Below are 16334 nucleotides of genomic sequence, written 5' to 3' on the forward strand. Positions count from 1 at the left end.
CATGAAGTGAAACTATTGCGGTTGCGCGAGACCGGCACCGGTGCGGTAGCGCTGGAATGCTGGCAAGAGACGCAATGGCAGTCGGTGGCCATCGATGAAGATTTCGCGCAGGCCTTCGGTGGCGCGGATCAAACGCCCCCCGCAGCGGCTGCAACTGTCGATGCAGTGCCCGCTGAGTTCGGTGTTGAGCTCGCGTTCGAGCCAGGCGAGCGCGCGGTCCTTTTGCTCCCAGGCTCCTGGGTGTGGAATGGGCTGGAAACCGTACCCCGCGCGGCTCGCCGTCAAAGCCAGGCGGTGGGTTACATGGTGGAGGAGCAGCTGGCAGAAGATGTTGAAGATTTGCATTTCACCTGCGAAGCGGTGGACGGCGACTTGTGCAGCGTCATGGCCGTCGGCAGCTTGAAGCTGGCGACGCTCAAAGCGCAGATCGAGCGGCTCGGTTGGCCGGTCACGGCTGCGATCCCCGAATATCGACTGCTGGCGAACCTTCAGCAGGGCTCAGGCGTTTGGCTGGAGCCGTCCTGGGCGCACTTCTGGGATACACGCGGTCGCGGGCTCTCCGTACAGCGTCCTCTGGCCGGCGTAGTGGCCGAGAGCCTGTTGCATGTGGCGGACTCATCCGAACAAGCGCAGGAAGAGGGCGGTGATGAAGTGGCTGCAGTCGCGACAGAGCGCGGTGTCACTTTATCGCTGCTGGGTAATGCCACCGAATTGGAGCTCGCCACCCTGCAGCAGCTCGGCGAGGTCGTAGTGCTTGAAAAGGCGCCGGAAGAATTCTTTATGGAGCGTCTAAAGCCGTCAGTGCCCGGTAATCTCCTGACTGGGGCCTACCAAGTGGCGCTGCAATCGGATGAGGGGCCCTGGTGGAAGAGGCCCGCCATGGCCGTTGCCGCCTGCTTTGTCCTGCAGTTGGGGTTCTTTATCGGCGCTGGTGCCTATTACAAAGTGCAGGCAAATAATGCGGATGAGCAGGCCCGTGCGCTGTTTAGCGAAATCTTCCCCGGGGAATCGGCGAGCGCGGATCTGCGCCGTCAGATCACGGGCTACCTCAACCAGGCATCGGGCGGGGGCGGTGAATTTGCCGGTCAGCTCCAGCAATTGAGTGGGGTCTGGGGGAGCGGCAACAGCGGTGGTCTGAAGCTGCAATCACTGCGCTTTGATGGTGGGCGTGGTGAGTTGGTGCTGCAATTGCGCGCCACCAATCTGGGTCAGTTGGATAATGTTGTGAACAAGCTAGGGCAGGGGCAGTATCGGGCCGAGTTGTTAGCGGCAAATGAGCTGGAAAATGGTGTCTCTGGCCGTATACGTTTGCGTTGATTGCGCAATAGCAAAGAAAGATTTTTATGAAGCAGACAATTGAGCAGTGGCGTCAGAAGTGGGCCGTGTTGCCGCCCAGCGATCAGCGTGCGTTGGCCATTCTGGGGTTGTTTCTTGGCGTCATCATCATCGTATTTGGCTTGTTCAAGCCGGCGCAGTCCTACTTTGAGGGCGCACGCGCGGAGGCCGAAGCATCGCGAGAGCTGGTGGCCTGGATCGAAAGGCAGCGTCCGCAACTGGAGCGTGTACAACGAAATACCGGTGGCCAGTCACAGGCGCAGGGCACTTTGCTGCAGCGGGTCACCGCGGCCGCCAAAAACCACAAGGTGACCATCAAGCGTTTCGAGCCGGAGGGCGATGGCCGAATTCGCCTGTGGGTCGATGAGGCGCGCTATCAGGATTTGCAGCCCTGGCTGAACACACTACTGCAGCAGCGCTTCGTTATCCGCTCGATCAGTGTCGACGCACTGGCAGAAGAGGGCATGATCTCCGCACGTTTGACTCTCGAGCGATAGTTCGGCTCTGTCCTTCATGCTTTTGCTGGTCTTTTCGTTATTTGTGAACGTTTTGGGCGTTTAGGTCTGGTATCCGTACGATTTTTTTTGCCTGGAATCCTGTCCTGGCTCGGAATCTTTATAGGTTGGCACCTCGAGTGGCGCAGTTTTCTCTCTATACTGGAAAGTATTAAGAGGAAATAGGGGCCAATCATGCTTTTGAGAGATTCCGAAGGTAACCACCTGGTTGATGTTGCCGATATCGTAACGCTGGCTAACCCGTACGAACTGACCGTTGTAGGGCGCTATCTGTGGGGTGAAGAGGTTCAGGATCCGGAAGTGTTCGATAAGTCTCGCTTGCGCTTCTTGTCCGGGGAGTCGCTACCGCGTTGCTGGCATGACAGTCGTTATCGTGACCGCGAGGTCCGTCGGGTGAAGTGTGGCACCAAGGCGGATGACAGCGACTACTATCAAGGCGCGTAAGCGCAGTTCGATCGTCGTCTAGCTTCCGTTCGATAGACGCATAAGCGTGGTTCTGCGGCAGGGCATCTTCCGGTAGCCGATTGGATTCCGGAAACCCGCTGGTTTTCGCCGTGTGCTCGTGGTTTCACGCCAAAAGCTCCTATACAATACGCGCCAATTTTTGCGCCGACACATTTGTTGGTCGCACTTGTCAGCGCTCGGACCGTACTGGGAATTGCGTTTAGAAGAGGTTGCATGAGCTTCGAACTGTTTGAAGAGTATTCCCTGATCGTCGGTGTTGGTGGTCTGATTCTATTTATGATGTTTATCGTGTGGAATCTGGCCAAAGAATCCAAAGCGGGTCGTTTCGGTACTTTTATCCTGTTCACGGCACTTGGCCTCGGTTTGCTGGGTTTTGTGATAAAGACCGTGCTGGTGGAAGTCATGGGCTTGGGCCAGTAGCCCGCGCACTGACGTTTCGGACACAGGGAGCGTTTCCCGGATACCTTTATGCCTTTATTTGATCACCCGGAACTCAAGGTTCAGAAAGATCGCCGTGTGTGCCGCAACACGGATACGCGTATCGCGAAATATAGCCGCCGCGGCATGCTGTTTAGCCTGCTCGCTTTCACGGTTGCAGTGGCCATTGGGGAACTCCGCATTACCGCGCCCAAACTGGTATTGGTGCTGGCGCTCGTTCTGGTCCTCCTCACACTGGTACGCGCCTACTATGTGTTTCGGTTCGACAACCTCTATGCCACTGGTCCCAAGCGCTGGCGCAGTCGCTACTTCCTTGCGTCAACGCTGGGTGCGGTATGGTGGGGTGTTATCCTGCTGAGCCACGTATTGTTACTGGGCTTTTCTCCGGCAACCCAGTTCCTGTGGCTCTATACGGTGGTATTCTGCGCGAGTGTCGCGTCGGTTTTTTCGCCTTATTACCGCTTCCTCACCTGGTTTTTAGCCGGCTCCCTCGTACCTGCTGCACTGCAGGGCTTTATGACCACAGACATCCTTGGCGCTATCTATGGTGCACTCACACTGACCTTTGTCTGGTTAATGGCCCATCAGGCGCGTCGCGAGTCGGAGAACTACTGGGATCGTGTTGCCGCCATGCAGGCGCTTCAGCAAAAAGCCAGTAATCTCGCAGAGGCCCGTAAACACTCAGACGCTGCCGTTGAGGTTACCAATGAGTTTCTCGCCAATGTGGGCCAGGAGTTCCGCAGCCAGCTCTCCGATTCTCTCGGTGCCCTAGCGCTATTGGAAGGGGACCGCCTGTCAGAACGCCAGCAAGAGTGGGTTCGGCTGGCCAAGAATGCCTGTAACCAGCAGCTGAAGCTGGTGGATAACGTGGGTATGTTCACCCGTGTTGCGCGCAAGGATATTCACCTGCGACGCACGCCATTCAACCTCGTGCGGACCATGGAGAAGGCGTTCAAGTTCGCCGCCCGCGCGGCCCAGCGCCAGCGGCTGGAGTTTAACTTCCAGATCAGCGAAGACCTACCGGTAATGGTGACCGGGGACAATCGAAAGACTGCGCAGCTGATTCGCAACCTTGTGGACTCCGCCACCGTGATCGCGGATACCGGAGAGCTTTGGGGTGAAGCGACTTTCGAACAGATCGGCGTCGACGAGGGGCAGCTGACCCTCAAGCTGATCGATAACGGCCGCGGTGAGATTTTGCCGGACGAGTCGGAACTGTTCCGCGCCTTCTCGCGCATGGATACCACTCAGGTTACCACCGGCCTGGGGCTCAGCATCGCCAAGGGGCTCGCAGAAGCCATGGGCGGTTACCTGCAGTTGCACTCCTCGCCTGAAGGAAATCGCTACCAAGTGGTGATTAAATTTGAGATTGAGCCCAATCAGCGTATCTACCTACAGCCAGATCGCCGCCTGCAAGACACTGACGTATTGCTGCTGCACCAGCGTGGGTTGTTTGTCGGCGGTATCGTACAAATGCTGGAATCTTTCGGTATGGAGATTTCCTGCAAGGCGTGGGATGACGGCAGTACTGAGCCCATGGATGAGCTGCTGCAGTATATGGATCGGGGGCAGTTGGTCGTGCTCGCGCCAGCCGCAGGGGATGGGCGCTTACTGAGCGGTGTTACTCAGGCCATACATTCAATCTCGAATGATAATGCCAAATTCCCGCTGCTGTGTCTGGGCGGCTATAGCCACAAGTTGGAGTTTGCGCCACTGGCCGCAGCTGATCCAGAAGCCCAGTACCTTCCACGGCCAGTGACAAGAAAAGAGTTTCACGATGCACTCGTCGTGCGCCTTTTTGGTGGTCACAAAAAAATCAGCCGCCGCGTGGTCGGCAACCATTCTGAAGTGAATCGTAAAAACCGCTTGTTGCTGATTGAAGAGTCGCGCCAGCACCAGGGTGTGACCGAAGAAATGGTGCAGGCTTTGGGGTATCAGGTGGAAGTGGTTCCGTCCGTGGAATCCGCACTGGCGCTGCTTCCCGACCACAATTTTGATTTAGTGCTGGTTGATTGCCAGCAGAATACTGCGCACAGTGCCGAAATTATTGAGCAGCTGCGCATCTGGGAAGGTGAATATTCTCCCGATGACCGTTTGCCCATCGTCGCTCTGACCAGTACCACGGAAGAGCAGTTCGAAGGCCGATGCCTCGCTGCCGGTATGGACGACTTCCTTACCAAGCCGTTGAGTAAAGACAGCTTGGCGGAAACTCTGGAGCGTTGGCTTGGCGAATAGATATAGTTCGTAAGCCCGGCTGTCAGATAGAGCGCTGATCGATACGCTTGCGGAATTCCTCGTTGGTTTCCTTGCGCTCGGAGTAACGGTCGGTGAAGTAGTCCCGCTTGTCTTTCAGCAGATAGGTGAACTTCATCAATTCTTCCATCACATCCACGATACGGTCGTAATAGGCAGAGGGCTTCATGCGGTCGTTATCATCAAACTCTTGCCAGGCCTTTGCCACGGACGACTGGTTCGGAATGGTGACCATCCGCATCCAGCGCCCCAGGATACGCATCTGGTTTACCGCGTTGAAGGACTGAGAGCCGCCGCAGACCTGCATGACTGCAAGGGTTTTCCCCTGTGTTGGGCGCACTGCCTGCACTGCTAGCGGGATCCAGTCGATCTGGGTTTTCATGATGCCGGTCATGGCGCCGTGGCGCTCGGGTGAGGACCACACCATGCCGTCACTCCACGCCGCGAGGTTGCGTAGCTCCTGGACTTTCGGGTGTTCCGCATCCACGTCATCGTCGGGCAAGGGTAGGCCCGATGGATTGAAAATCCGTGTTTCCGCACCGAGCGCATTCAGAATACGTGCGGCTTCTTCGGCGGCAAGGCGACTGAATGAGCGTTTGCGCAGCGAGCCATACAGCAGCAGGATCTTTGGCGCCTGCTCCTCAATGGGTGCGGTTAGCGCGCCCATATCCGTATTGCTAAAGCACTCGGGAACAACATTGGGCATGGTTGATTCTGTCTCAGGCTTGCTCATGCGTTGCGACCTCATGGTTTGCCGGCGCCGCACCAAACCAGTGGCGCGTGCGATTGGCGAACGCCACCAGCGATAGCATCACCGGTACTTCGACCAGTACACCAACGACCGTTGCCAGTGCCGCGCCTGAATGCAGGCCGAAAAGTGAGATTGCTACGGCAACGGCCAGTTCAAAAAAGTTCGAGGTGCCGATCATGCAGGCCGGTGCCGCAACATTGTGTGGCAGCTTCATTTTGTACGCGGCGAAATAGCTGACAGCGAAGATGCCGTAGGTTTGAATCAGCAGTGGGATGGCAATTAACACAATCGCGAGTGGACTGTTGATGATGGTCTCAGCCTGGAAGCCAAACAGTAAGACCACGGTGCCTAACAGGCCGGCAACGGAAAAGGGTTTTACCCGGTGCAGGAATTCTTCCAGACGGTGGTGGTCGTTGGCTGAGTCCAGGGCGCGTCGCGTGAGAATACCGGCAATGAGTGGTAGCAAAACGTAGAGCACCACCGACAGCAGCAGCGTATCCCAGGGCACGGTAATGTCGCTGACGCCGAGCAACAGGGCAGCGATGGGCGCAAACGCGAAAATCATAATCACGTCGTTCACCGAGACCTGTACCAGAGTGTAGTTGGCGTCGCCGCGGGTGAGCTGGCTCCACACAAATACCATGGCAGTGCAGGGGGCGACCCCAAGCAAAATCATGCCGGCGATGTATTCAGAAGCCGTTTGCGGATCCACCAGATCGGCAAAGATCACGCGGAAAAATAGCCAGCCAAGTGCTGCCATGGTAAATGGCTTGATGAGCCAGTTGACCACCAGGGTAAGTGCCAGGCCTTTCGGTTTATCGCCCACATGCTTGATGGAGGAGAAGTCCACCTGCACCATCATCGGGTAGATCATTACCCAGATAAGCACCGCCACTGGCAAATTAACGTGGGCCACTTCCATTGCGGCGATGTGCTGGAAAAGCTGTGGTGCAAGGTTGCCCAATAGCAGGCCCGCGAGGATACACAGTGCTACCCAGACAGAGAGATAGCGCTCAAAAATACCCATGTGCTGAATTCCTCTTTTTGTTGTTATTGTTCGGTGTCAGCCAGGGTCTGCATGGCTTCTTGAAGTGCAGCGCCACTCTTTTTATGGAGGCCCTGTTCAAGCATTTGCTCAATCCGTTGCTGAATGATGTCGATGGTATGGTTGAAGGCCCGTTCGATTTCTTCCTCGTTGCCTTCCAGTTTGGACGGATCTTCCAGTCCCCAGTGCACCTTGGCGGAGTTGCCAAACCATACCGGACAGCTCTCACCAGCTGCGCTGTCGCATACCGTCACTACCAGATCCGGCGCCCATTCTTCAAAGTCGTCCCAGGACTGGCTGCGCAGGCTATCGGTCTCGATGCCGCGTTCCTTCAGATATTTAATCGACAGCGGGTGGACCACACCACTGGGCTGGCTGCCGGCGCTGCGCGCTTCGATAAATTCCCGGCCCAGACTGTTGGTGACCGCCTCGCTCAGGATGCTGCGGCAGCGGTTATGGGTGCAGATATATAGAACTTTCATTGGTGTCTTCTCAATGGTTTGCCGACATCGCGTTAGATGTCGAACTTGGCCCATACCGGCGCGTGGTCGGACGGGCGCTCCATGCCGCGAATCTCGTAGTCGATACCGGTATCGACGCAGCGGTCTGCAAGGCCGTGGGTGGCCAGAATCAGGTCAATGCGCAGGCCGCGGCGGGGCTCACGGTCGAAACCACGGCTGCGGTAGTCGAACCAGCTGAACAGATCGTTCGTTTCCGGGTTCTGTGCGCGGAAGGTGTCTACCAGCCCCCAGTTGTACAACTTGTCCAGCCACTCGCGCTCTTCCGGAAGGAAGCTACATTTGCCGTCGCGGAGCCAGCGCTTGCGGTTGGGCTCGCCAATGCCGATATCGAGATCGCTCGGCGAGATATTCATATCACCGATCACCAGCACGGGCGCCTTGCTGTCACAGCTGTTGTTCAGGTACGCGTCCAGATCCGCGTAGTACTTTTGCTTGGCCGGGAATTTAACCGGGTGCTCGCGGTTTTCCCCTTGCGGGAAATAGCCGTTGATCACGGTGAGGGGCTGGTCGCCGCCGATATCGAACTGTCCGGCAACCAGGCGACGCTGGGCGTCGTCCGCATCGGTCGGGAAACCGTACTGTTTCTTCAGGAATGGGTAGCGAGAGAGCAGGGCAACGCCGTAGTGGGTCTTTTGGCCAAAGTAAATAACCTCGTAACCGAGGTCGCGGATGGCATCGATGGGAAAGTCTTCATCGGTACACTTGGTTTCCTGCAGGCCGATGATATCGGGCGACTGCGATTCTACCAGCGCTTCCATCTGGTGCAGGCGCGCGCGGATACTGTTGACGTTAAAGGATACAACTTTCATTTTTCCCCCAATATGCAAATAAACCAAAGCCCGCTACTCCCTGCGGAATAGCGGGCCCGGCATTGTTGTTTTAGGCCAGTACGCTAGGTGGTCGGTACTGGTTGCTTGCGTTAGCGCAAGCTGGTCTTAATCAAAATTCGCTACTTGTGGCGAGCTTGTGCGTTTTTTAAGGCCGATAAAGTCGGCCATGATGTAACCCGCTTCGTTCAACACTGGATCGTCTTCCAGCGTGATTTCGCTCGGGCCACCTACCGGCGCTGTGTCATCGGACTCACTCTTTTCGTAGGCTTCAAACGTTGCGTAAGGCTCGAGACCTTTGGCCTGGCGACGCTGGTTCTCAATGGCCAGTACGCTCTGGTTAAGGTCTTCGCGCTCCTGAACGCGAGCGCCTTCGTTCAGAGACACCGCTTTGCGGTTGGCGCGATCTGTCTGGAACTGGAACTGTTTGCGCAGGAATACAAAATCCGGATCCACCTCGGTGCGCTTGTCATGCTTTTTGATCAGCTCCGGCAAGATGTCTTTCAGGTTGAAATACTCCGCGTGGCGTACCGCGTGAATACGGTCCCAGGGCAGGGCAGTATCGTACGCGCTTTCACCGACGTTTTCGCTGTCGATTAGCTCCGGCATCAGGATGTCTGGAGTGACACCGGCATGCTGCGTGCTGTCACCCGACACACGGTAGAATTTGGACTGCGTAATCTTCAGTTGACCTTCCTTGAGCGGCGCCATGGTTTGCACGGTGCCTTTACCGAAAGACTGGTTACCTACCACCAAACCGCGTTTATAGTCTTGAATCGCCCCGGCAAAAATTTCCGATGCAGAGGCGGACAGACGGTTGATCAACACCACCAGCGGGCCGCGATACATGGCGCGGGAGCGCGATCGGTTGTGGCGAGAAATCTGCTCGTTTGCGTGGCGAATCTGCACCACCGGGCCCTGATCGATAAACAGGTCGGTGAGCATGGTCGCTTCCTGCAGGGAGCCGCCGCCATTGTTGCGCAGGTCCAGAATAATGCCATCCACACCTTCCTTCTGCAGCTCGTCCAGCAGGCGCGCTACGTCGCGGGTAGTGCTTTTGTAGTTCGGGTCGCGGCGGCGGTAGGCCTCGAAATCGATATAGAAGGTGGGCAGGTTAATCACACCAACCTTGAAGTTCTGATCGCCGTCGGAGAATTCGAAGGTCGCTTTTTTTGCGGCCTGATCTTCGAGTTTAACCTTGCTGCGCTTAATGGTAATGGTGCGGTGCGTACCGTCACCGCCCGTAGGAATGGTTTCCAGGCGCACGTAGGTGCCTGCCGAGCCGCGAATCAGGTCCACAACATCGTCCAGGCGCCAGCCGACCACATCAACCATCTCGCCTTTCTGATCCTGGCCAACGCCTACGATCTTATCGTTCGGTTTTAGTTTGCCCGTGCGGTCCGCTGGGCCACCGGCGACCAGGCGCGCCACCTTGGTGTATTCGTCTTCCATCTGCAACACAGCGCCGATGCCCTCTAGGGACAGAGACATGCTCATGTTGAAGTTTTCCAGAGAGCGCGGCGACAGGTAGTTACTGTGCGGATCGTACAGACGGGTGAGCGAGTTCATGTACAGCTCGAACACATCGTCGGAGTTCTGCTGGTCGAGACGCTTCAGCTGGCCTGTGTAGCGGCGCTTCAACAGGTCGGCGATCTCATCATCGCTTTTGTCAGTAAGACGCAGGTTCAGCACGCTGCTTTTCAGGCGCTTGCGCCACAGGTCGTCAGCGGCGCTGATGGACTGCGGCCACTCGCTTTTCTCGCGGTCGAGCTCGAGGGATTCCTGTTTAGTGAAATCGAAATCCGGCAGGCCGTTTTCCAGCTGAGACACGATGTTGTTCAGGCGGTCGGTCATGCGCAGGTGGTAGCGGTTGTAGATATCAAAACCGCGATCGACGTTGCCCGCGCGCAGGTCGTCGTCCAGCTGGGTGCGCCACTGACGGAATTCATTGATGTCGGAGGCGAGGAAATAGCTCTTGGTGGGGTCGAGACTATTAATGTATTCGTCCCACAGGCCAGCGGACATTTCATTGCCGACCTTGAGCTTGTTGTAGTGCAGCATCTCGAGTTTGCTGACGATCTCTTTTGCCGTGCCACCCTGGTCTTCATGGGGCTTCAGGTCTTTTGGATCTGCCGCCAGGGTCATTGGCGAGAGGAGAACCAGGAGAGATACGGACAGGCCGGAAATCAGATTAGCGAATCGATTGCTATGCATAAGGAGTCTCTTTATACGTCCTACTTCAAGGCGCCCCACTGTCTAGTTTGAGCCGGAAGAGGGCTTCCGGAGCAGTGGCGACTTATAGCTTAGGACAAGTATAAAGGCTGAAAGCTCCGAAAGGCATGAAATGCTTCTTCAAGAAGGCGAATGGTTTCCTGTTTGGGGCGAATGGTGAAATGAATTGGCCGCCATAAGCGGATTAGCGATACACAATTGCTCACTTTGTCAGCACTCAGGCGCTCGTTCCGGGGGTAAGCGGTGATTGCCCGCCCTGAAATGCCTACCTAGGCGGCACATATCAGCACTTTGGTATGGGAAATTGGCCCTCGCCGCCAGCACATGCTCTCAGTGGTAAGTTGGACCGTACAGTCGCGCTAGCGCACAATCGCCACCGACTTAATCTGCGCCCAAACCTCTTCACCGGCTGCTAAGCCCAATGCATCCTGCGAGCGGCGCGTGACCCTCGCGGTGATGATGCCTCGGTTGTCGGATATCGATGTAGCACGAGGGGTCATACGTACCAGCACCATGGCTGGATCTTTGTCCGCTGTGATATCGACCACCTGCATTGGCAGCCGGTTGAGGATGCTTGAGTCTGTGTCTTCGGTGCGGGTGAGGCTGACGTCGCGGGCCAATACCCTTATACGGATACGTTCGCCCGGTGCTTCACCGCTGTCGCGCAACCACAGGTCTCCACCGTCAAAGCGTGCCCGTAACAAGTTCCACTGAGCATCACGTTCAATCACATCTGCTTCCAGCAGCACACCCAGATCATCCCCCAGTTGCACCGGAAAATCCGTGCGTGAGAGCAATGCCGGCGCGGCTCCGGACTCCCGGATGCGGCCGTCTTCCATCAGCAGCAGATGGTCCGCAAGGCGTGCGATCTCGTCTACAGAATGGCTGACATACAGAATAGGGATGTCCAGCGACTGATGGAGCTTTTCCAGGTAGGGCAAGATTTCGCGCTTGCGCGCGAGATCCAACGCCGCCAGTGGCTCATCCATTAACAACAGCCGTGGCTTAACCAGCAAAGCTCGCGCAATGGCGACTCGCTGTTGCTCTCCGCCAGAAAGGGATTCCGGGTGGGCATCGAGCAGGCCGCCCAAATCCATCAGCTGCACAATCTCTTCGTATGCTTCTACGCTGACCGGTTGCGTTGCGCGCTTGCGCGCAAATGTGAGATTGCCCTCCACAGTCAGATGCGGAAAGAGGCTCGGCTGCTGGAATACATAACCGATCGGGCGTTTGTGCACCGGTAGGTTTGTTGCCTGAGGAGCGGCGGATTGCCAAGTTACCCCATTTACCCGGAGGTGGCTCTCAACGCAGGGTTGTAAGCCGGCGATGCAGCGCAAAAGCGTGGTTTTACCGGAGCCGGAAGGGCCGAAAATACCGGTAACACCGCTAGCCGGTATGGAGAAATTCACATCCAGAAGAAAATCGGTTTGTTGTCGGCCTCGGGCGAATGGCAGATAAAACCGACCGTCAATGGTGTTGGTCGCCGCCGGCGGATTGGTAAAAGGGTTTATTTGGTTTCCGGTAGGATTTTTTATTGGGTTAGGGGCCATAGCGCCATCCTCCCGCGGATTTACGCTGCTGTAAGACATACAGGGCCAGCAGTACGGAAAACGAAAAGATGAGCATGGCCGCAGAAAGCCAATGCGCTTGAGAGTATTCGAGGGCTTCAACATGGTCGTAGATCTGAATCGAAACAACCTTGGTGACGCCCGGAATATTGCCCCCAATCATCAGGATTACGCCAAACTCGCCCACTGTGTGGGCAAACCCCAGCACCGCGGCAGTGATCAGGCCGGGTTTGGCCAGCGGCAGTGTGACATGCCAAAAGCGATCCCACGGGCCTGCGCGCAAAGTAGCGGCAACCTCGGCTGGGCGCTGTCCCTGCGCTTCAATCGCGTTTTGTATCGGTTGCACCACAAACGGTAGCGAATACAGCAATGACGCAATGACCAGACCGGGAAAGGTGAACGGCAGTGTCCCGAGCCCCAAGGATTCTGTGAGTTTTCCCAGTGGACCCTGCGGGCCCATAAAGATGAGCAAATAAAATCCGAGCACTGTTGGTGGAAGTATCAGTGGCAGGGTGACGAGCGCACTCACCGGACCTTTCCACCAGGACCGCGTTTTTGCCAGCCAATAAGCCAGCGGTGTGCCGAGGATCATCAGCAACAGTGTCACCGTCGTTGCGAGCTTTAGTGTCAGCCATATTGCGGCGAGATCAGCATCACTGAGCATCGGGCACCCCCTGAGTGGAGGGGGCGGGAGGCTCGGGGTTGGTTGCGCTTATAAGGTAGCCGTATGACCCGATGATTGCGCGGGCTTCGGGGGTGCGGAGAAATGCCCAAAATGCCTGCGTCGCGGCCATACGCGCGGGTGAGCCTACCGCTGCATTTTTGAGTATCACGGCGTCTTGGCGGATCGGTTGGTACAATGCCTGTGGTACCAGCCAGGATGAGCCTCTGGTGATTTCGCCATCCCGATAGACCTGGGAGAGGGCAATCAATCCAAGCTTCGCGTTGCCACTCGCCACGTACTGGAAGGCTTGGGAAATATTTTCCCCAAGTACGCGGCGCCCGCGGGTTCCCTCTTCAAGTTCTAGCGCCGTCAAGGTTTCCATTGCGGCGACCCCATAAGGGGCCAGCTTTGGATTGGCGATTGCGAGCTTGCGAAAGCGATCACCGGCCAGCACAGCCGGCCCATCAGCAATCAGCGTACTATCGGTAGACCACAGCACCAGCTGACCAAGCGCATACGTCAGACGGGAATCACTAATGGCAAGGTCTCGCTCGATCAGATGGTTGACCTTGTCCTGGTCTGCGGAGAAGAAAGCGTCGTAGGGCGCACCATGGTATACCTGAGCATACAGCTTTCCGGACGAGCCAAACGCGAGGCGCAGCCGATGCCCCTCCGATACGCGCTCAAAGGCGACCGCAATTTCCCGCATGGGGGCAGCAAAATTGGAAGCAACGGCAATCGTAATTTCGCCGGCAGTACTGAAACATGCATAGGCGCCAGCCAGCACGCCGCAAAGCACTCGCAGCAGGCGGCGGAAAGAAGGGGGGCGGGCTGGCGTTCCCTGCACGAAATGACTCCTGAATACCGGTTCCGGGCACGTGGCGCGGTATGACCGCGGTATAGTTGTTCATCTGACCGGGCATTTCAAGGCCGTGCGAACGTCACGTTGGTTGAACTGTACTGACCAGTGTGTGTAGAAAGTGTAAGAATACGCCCAGTTAACCGACAAACCATCGTGGCGGCAAAAGCGCCATTAGTAGTGGGAGTTAGTGCATGACGGAAAGTGTCCGCGTTGGCCAGAATGGTATTGAAACTGGTCGAACACCACAGGCCCAGACGCTCCAGGACGTGCAGTTTCTGACCGAATTGCGGCAACAGATGCTCAAATTCGCGCGTCTGCAACTGCGCGACGACGACCAGGCGGAAGACGCCGTACAGGAAGCCCTGGCCGGTGCACTCAAGAACGAGGACTCCTTCAAGCGCCAGGCCGCACTGCGCACCTGGGTATTTTCGATCTTGAAGTACAAAATTGCCGACATCCTGCGTTATCGGCAGCGTGTGATCGCCACCAGTGAACTGGGCGATGACGAGTACCGCGAACAGGCGTTTATGGATGGGCTCTTTAATAGTGGGGGGCACTGGCACAAAGCGGAGCGCCCGAGTAGCTGGACTGGTCCACAAGGCGGTGTCCACAGTGATCATTTTTGGCGGGTGTTCGATGCCTGCCTGAATGGGCTGCCTGAAAAGCAGGCACGGGTGTTTATGATGCGCGAGTTTATTGAGCTCGAATCCGAAGAGATCTGTGAGCAACTCACCCTCAGCACCAGCAATCTTCACGTCACCCTGTATCGCGCCAGGCTGCGCTTGCGGGAGTGCCTGGAAAATGGCTGGTTCGATCCGTCGACCGCGGAGGACGCAACACCATGATGGACTGCAAACAGGCAACGCGTCTCCTGTCTGAGCAGCAGGAGCGCAACCTCAGCCGGCGCGAAAAGCTCGCGCTCAAGTTTCACGTGTTCATGTGCAAAGCCTGCCGAAACTTTGGGCGGCAAATGGGCACCTTGCGTGACCTGGCCCGCTCTTATGCCAAGGGTGAAGATAGAATTCGAGGCCACGAACAATCCAAGGATTCAAACACTCAGGACGAGTAGCCCACTGCAGCCCGTTAATCCAACGGGCTAACCACTCCACGCTCGTGCACGCCGACAACATGGGTGTAGATCATCGTGGTATTGATATCACTGTGCCCAAGTAACTCCTGGATGTTTCGGATATCGGTACCTTTCGACAAAAGGTTCGTCGCAAATGAATGGCGAAATGTATGGCAGCTCGCCTTTTTACGGATACCGGCAGATCGCAATGCGGTCGCCACTGCTCTTCGCACTTGCTGCTCCCCAAGATGGTGGCGCCGGATAACATCGCTGCGTGGGTCGGTCGACCGCTCGCGCGCTGGGAAAACATACTGCCAGCCTGGACTTGTCGCTGCACGCGGATACTTCTTTGCAAGGGCGCCCGGCAGGTACACCGCCCCAAACCCCTCGTCCAGGTCACGCTTGTGGAGTGCCAGTGCATAGTCGACCTGGGTCTTCAGCGGCTCCAATAGTGAACCCGGCAGCACCGTCCGCCGCCACTTGTCCCCCTTGCTTTCGCGGATAAACAAGCACTGATGGCCAAAATCGATATCCTGTACCCGTAGCCGCACAGCCTCCATTACACGTAGACCAGACCCATACATAAGGCTCACCGCAAGCTTGTGATGGCCCTTTAGGCCACCGAGTACCGCCATGGCTTCATCATGGGTAAATACGACCGGGAGCCGTTTGCCCTTACTGGTTCGTTCAAACTGAAGATCGCCAAGCTCAATATTCAAAAATTGCTTATAAAGGAACACAATCGCGTTCAACGCTGTTTTCTGCGTGTTGATAGCAACCGACCGGCGATTCGCTAGATAGCCAAGCCATTCGTCCACCTGCGCTTTTCCCATGTCTTCAGGCCGCTGCATGCCATTGAATCGAATAAAGTCCTTTATCCAAAAGCAATAGGTCTTTTCGGTTTTGTAGGCGAGCTGTCGGGTACGCATAAATGTGCGCAGGCGATCCATAAAGCGCGTTGGTTTAGCGGGGAGGGGCGTTGGAATATCGTCCATCATGCATTCCTTTGCATCGATATATTGAACTGTATTTGTATACAGTATTTTTTGACAAGACTGGACGGAAATCAACCTGAAAATCGCGCGTGACGACCACTATTTCGGCGGTGCAGCCGAAAACCATGAAAAAATGTCCAAATATCAATGCCTTAGAGGGCGTATTTGAAAGTGGGATAGTAGTCGCGACGATCGAATTCGCCACGTGTAGCAGGGGTAGGTGTGCTTCTTAAGTTGCTGAATATCAAAGAATATTTGATATCATTGGCACAAAATTTTGCTTTGAATAGTTTTCATGGAATAGTAGTCTTTGGGACTACGATTAAAATGTTAAGTGAGTCTGGAGTAGTGATCATGGAAAGACGTGTAAAAGTCACAATTGGAGCGTTGGCTGTCTTGCTATCACTTGTTGCCTACTATTTTGGTGCGGCCGTGTTTACTCCTGCTGTACTTCTGTCTTTGGTATCAGCACCATTAGCGGTATTCTCATTGTTTAATGGAGTGTGGCGGCTTGGTTTCTTAGCATTATATTTTTCCATCGGTGCAGTAGTAATATCGCCCGCTATTGGGCTTTCTGCGCAAATATCAGATAGCTTATTTGTCATCACGTCATGCGTAGGTTTAATAATTTCTGTGGTCCTTTGGGTCAGCTGGCGTCGCAGCAATAAAGTCACTTAACAAGTGACTATGGTGTCCCGTCAAGCGATTAAGCCATTTTTTCATCCCAGTACGTGTTGTTTTTAACCATGGTATTGAGGATCGTGAGTTGCTTTCGCATGCAGGCAACGATGGCA

General features: G+C 55.9%; 17 protein-coding genes. 8 read left to right on the plus strand and 9 right to left on the minus strand.

Annotated features, from left to right (window positions below):
* The first annotated feature begins 6 nt into the window (after positions 1–6).
* The 5 genes from gspL to LCM31_RS12710 all read left to right on the plus strand — a co-directional run bounded on the left by gspL (position 7) and on the right by LCM31_RS12710 (position 4988).
* Positions 7–1317, plus strand: a complete 1311-nt coding sequence (gene gspL, locus LCM31_RS12690) for a type II secretion system protein GspL (RefSeq protein WP_224870624.1) — start codon at positions 7–9, stop codon at positions 1315–1317.
* Between the two features lie 26 nt (positions 1318–1343).
* On the plus strand, positions 1344–1832 hold the full coding sequence (gspM, locus tag LCM31_RS12695) for a type II secretion system protein GspM (RefSeq protein WP_224870626.1): 489 nt from the start codon (positions 1344–1346) through the stop codon (positions 1830–1832).
* A 192-nt stretch (positions 1833–2024) separates the two neighbouring features.
* On the plus strand, positions 2025–2294 hold the full coding sequence (locus tag LCM31_RS12700; RefSeq protein ID WP_224870628.1) for an acetyltransferase: 270 nt from the start codon (positions 2025–2027) through the stop codon (positions 2292–2294).
* 234 nt (positions 2295–2528) lie between these two features.
* Positions 2529–2735, plus strand: coding sequence for a DUF2788 domain-containing protein (locus LCM31_RS12705; protein WP_224870630.1), 207 nt, complete (start codon positions 2529–2531; stop codon positions 2733–2735).
* 48 nt (positions 2736–2783) lie between these two features.
* Positions 2784–4988 (plus strand): hybrid sensor histidine kinase/response regulator, encoded by a 2205-nt coding sequence (locus tag LCM31_RS12710; protein WP_224870632.1) that lies wholly within the window; start codon positions 2784–2786, stop codon positions 4986–4988.
* Between the two features lie 22 nt (positions 4989–5010).
* Here LCM31_RS12710 and arsH read toward each other — a convergent pair whose 3' ends face one another.
* From arsH to modA, 8 genes are all read right to left on the minus strand, one after another.
* Positions 5011–5712, minus strand: coding sequence for an arsenical resistance protein ArsH (gene arsH, locus LCM31_RS12715; protein WP_224870634.1), 702 nt, complete (start codon positions 5710–5712; stop codon positions 5011–5013).
* Between the two features lie 13 nt (positions 5713–5725).
* Entirely contained in the window at positions 5726–6784 is a 1059-nt protein-coding gene (gene arsB, locus LCM31_RS12720; protein WP_224870636.1) for an ACR3 family arsenite efflux transporter, read from the minus strand.
* A gap of 23 nt (positions 6785–6807) precedes the next feature.
* Positions 6808–7284 carry an arsenate reductase ArsC gene (locus LCM31_RS12725; protein ID WP_224870638.1) on the minus strand — a complete coding sequence of 159 codons (477 nt, stop codon included), beginning with the start codon at positions 7282–7284 and terminating at the stop codon, positions 6808–6810.
* Between the two features lie 32 nt (positions 7285–7316).
* Positions 7317–8132, minus strand: a complete 816-nt coding sequence (gene xthA, locus LCM31_RS12730) for an exodeoxyribonuclease III (RefSeq protein ID WP_224870640.1) — start codon at positions 8130–8132, stop codon at positions 7317–7319.
* 126 nt (positions 8133–8258) lie between these two features.
* The gene (locus tag LCM31_RS12735; protein ID WP_224870641.1) at positions 8259–10364 is read right to left on the minus strand and encodes a carboxy terminal-processing peptidase; all 2106 of its coding nucleotides are present in this window, start codon (positions 10362–10364) and stop codon (positions 8259–8261) included.
* A gap of 377 nt (positions 10365–10741) precedes the next feature.
* Positions 10742–11932, minus strand: coding sequence for a molybdenum ABC transporter ATP-binding protein (gene modC, locus LCM31_RS12740; RefSeq protein WP_224870643.1), 1191 nt, complete (start codon positions 11930–11932; stop codon positions 10742–10744).
* Complete coding sequence (gene modB / locus LCM31_RS12745) at positions 11922–12614, minus strand: molybdate ABC transporter permease subunit (protein ID WP_224870645.1); 693 nt, start codon at positions 12612–12614, stop codon at positions 11922–11924. Before modB ends, modC begins: the two co-directional genes overlap by 11 nt.
* A complete protein-coding gene (gene modA / locus LCM31_RS12750; protein ID WP_224870647.1) occupies positions 12604–13461 on the minus strand; it encodes a molybdate ABC transporter substrate-binding protein in 858 nt (285 codons plus the stop codon). The genes modB and modA overlap by 11 nt, the downstream gene beginning before the upstream one ends.
* A 206-nt stretch (positions 13462–13667) precedes the next feature.
* Here modA and LCM31_RS12755 point away from each other — a divergent pair, with 206 nt between their 5' ends.
* Positions 13668–14321: an RNA polymerase factor sigma-70 gene (locus tag LCM31_RS12755; protein ID WP_224870649.1), complete on the plus strand. Its 654-nt coding sequence runs from the start codon at positions 13668–13670 to the stop codon at positions 14319–14321.
* On the plus strand, positions 14318–14545 hold the full coding sequence (locus tag LCM31_RS12760) for a zf-HC2 domain-containing protein (RefSeq protein WP_224870651.1): 228 nt from the start codon (positions 14318–14320) through the stop codon (positions 14543–14545). Before LCM31_RS12755 ends, LCM31_RS12760 begins: the two co-directional genes overlap by 4 nt.
* 14 nt (positions 14546–14559) lie before the next feature.
* On the opposite strand, the gene LCM31_RS12765 is transcribed toward LCM31_RS12760, so the two are convergent.
* Positions 14560–15540 (minus strand): integron integrase, encoded by a 981-nt coding sequence (locus LCM31_RS12765; RefSeq protein WP_224870652.1) that lies wholly within the window; start codon positions 15538–15540, stop codon positions 14560–14562.
* A gap of 222 nt (positions 15541–15762) precedes the next feature.
* Here LCM31_RS12765 and LCM31_RS12770 point away from each other — a divergent pair, with 222 nt between their 5' ends.
* Complete coding sequence (locus LCM31_RS12770) at positions 15763–16218, plus strand: hypothetical protein (RefSeq protein ID WP_224870654.1); 456 nt, start codon at positions 15763–15765, stop codon at positions 16216–16218.
* The last annotated feature ends 116 nt before the right edge of the window (positions 16219–16334 follow it).

It is taken from the genome of Microbulbifer agarilyticus (assembly GCF_020171345.1).
Taxonomy (GTDB): Bacteria; Pseudomonadota; Gammaproteobacteria; order Pseudomonadales; family Cellvibrionaceae; genus Microbulbifer; species Microbulbifer agarilyticus_D.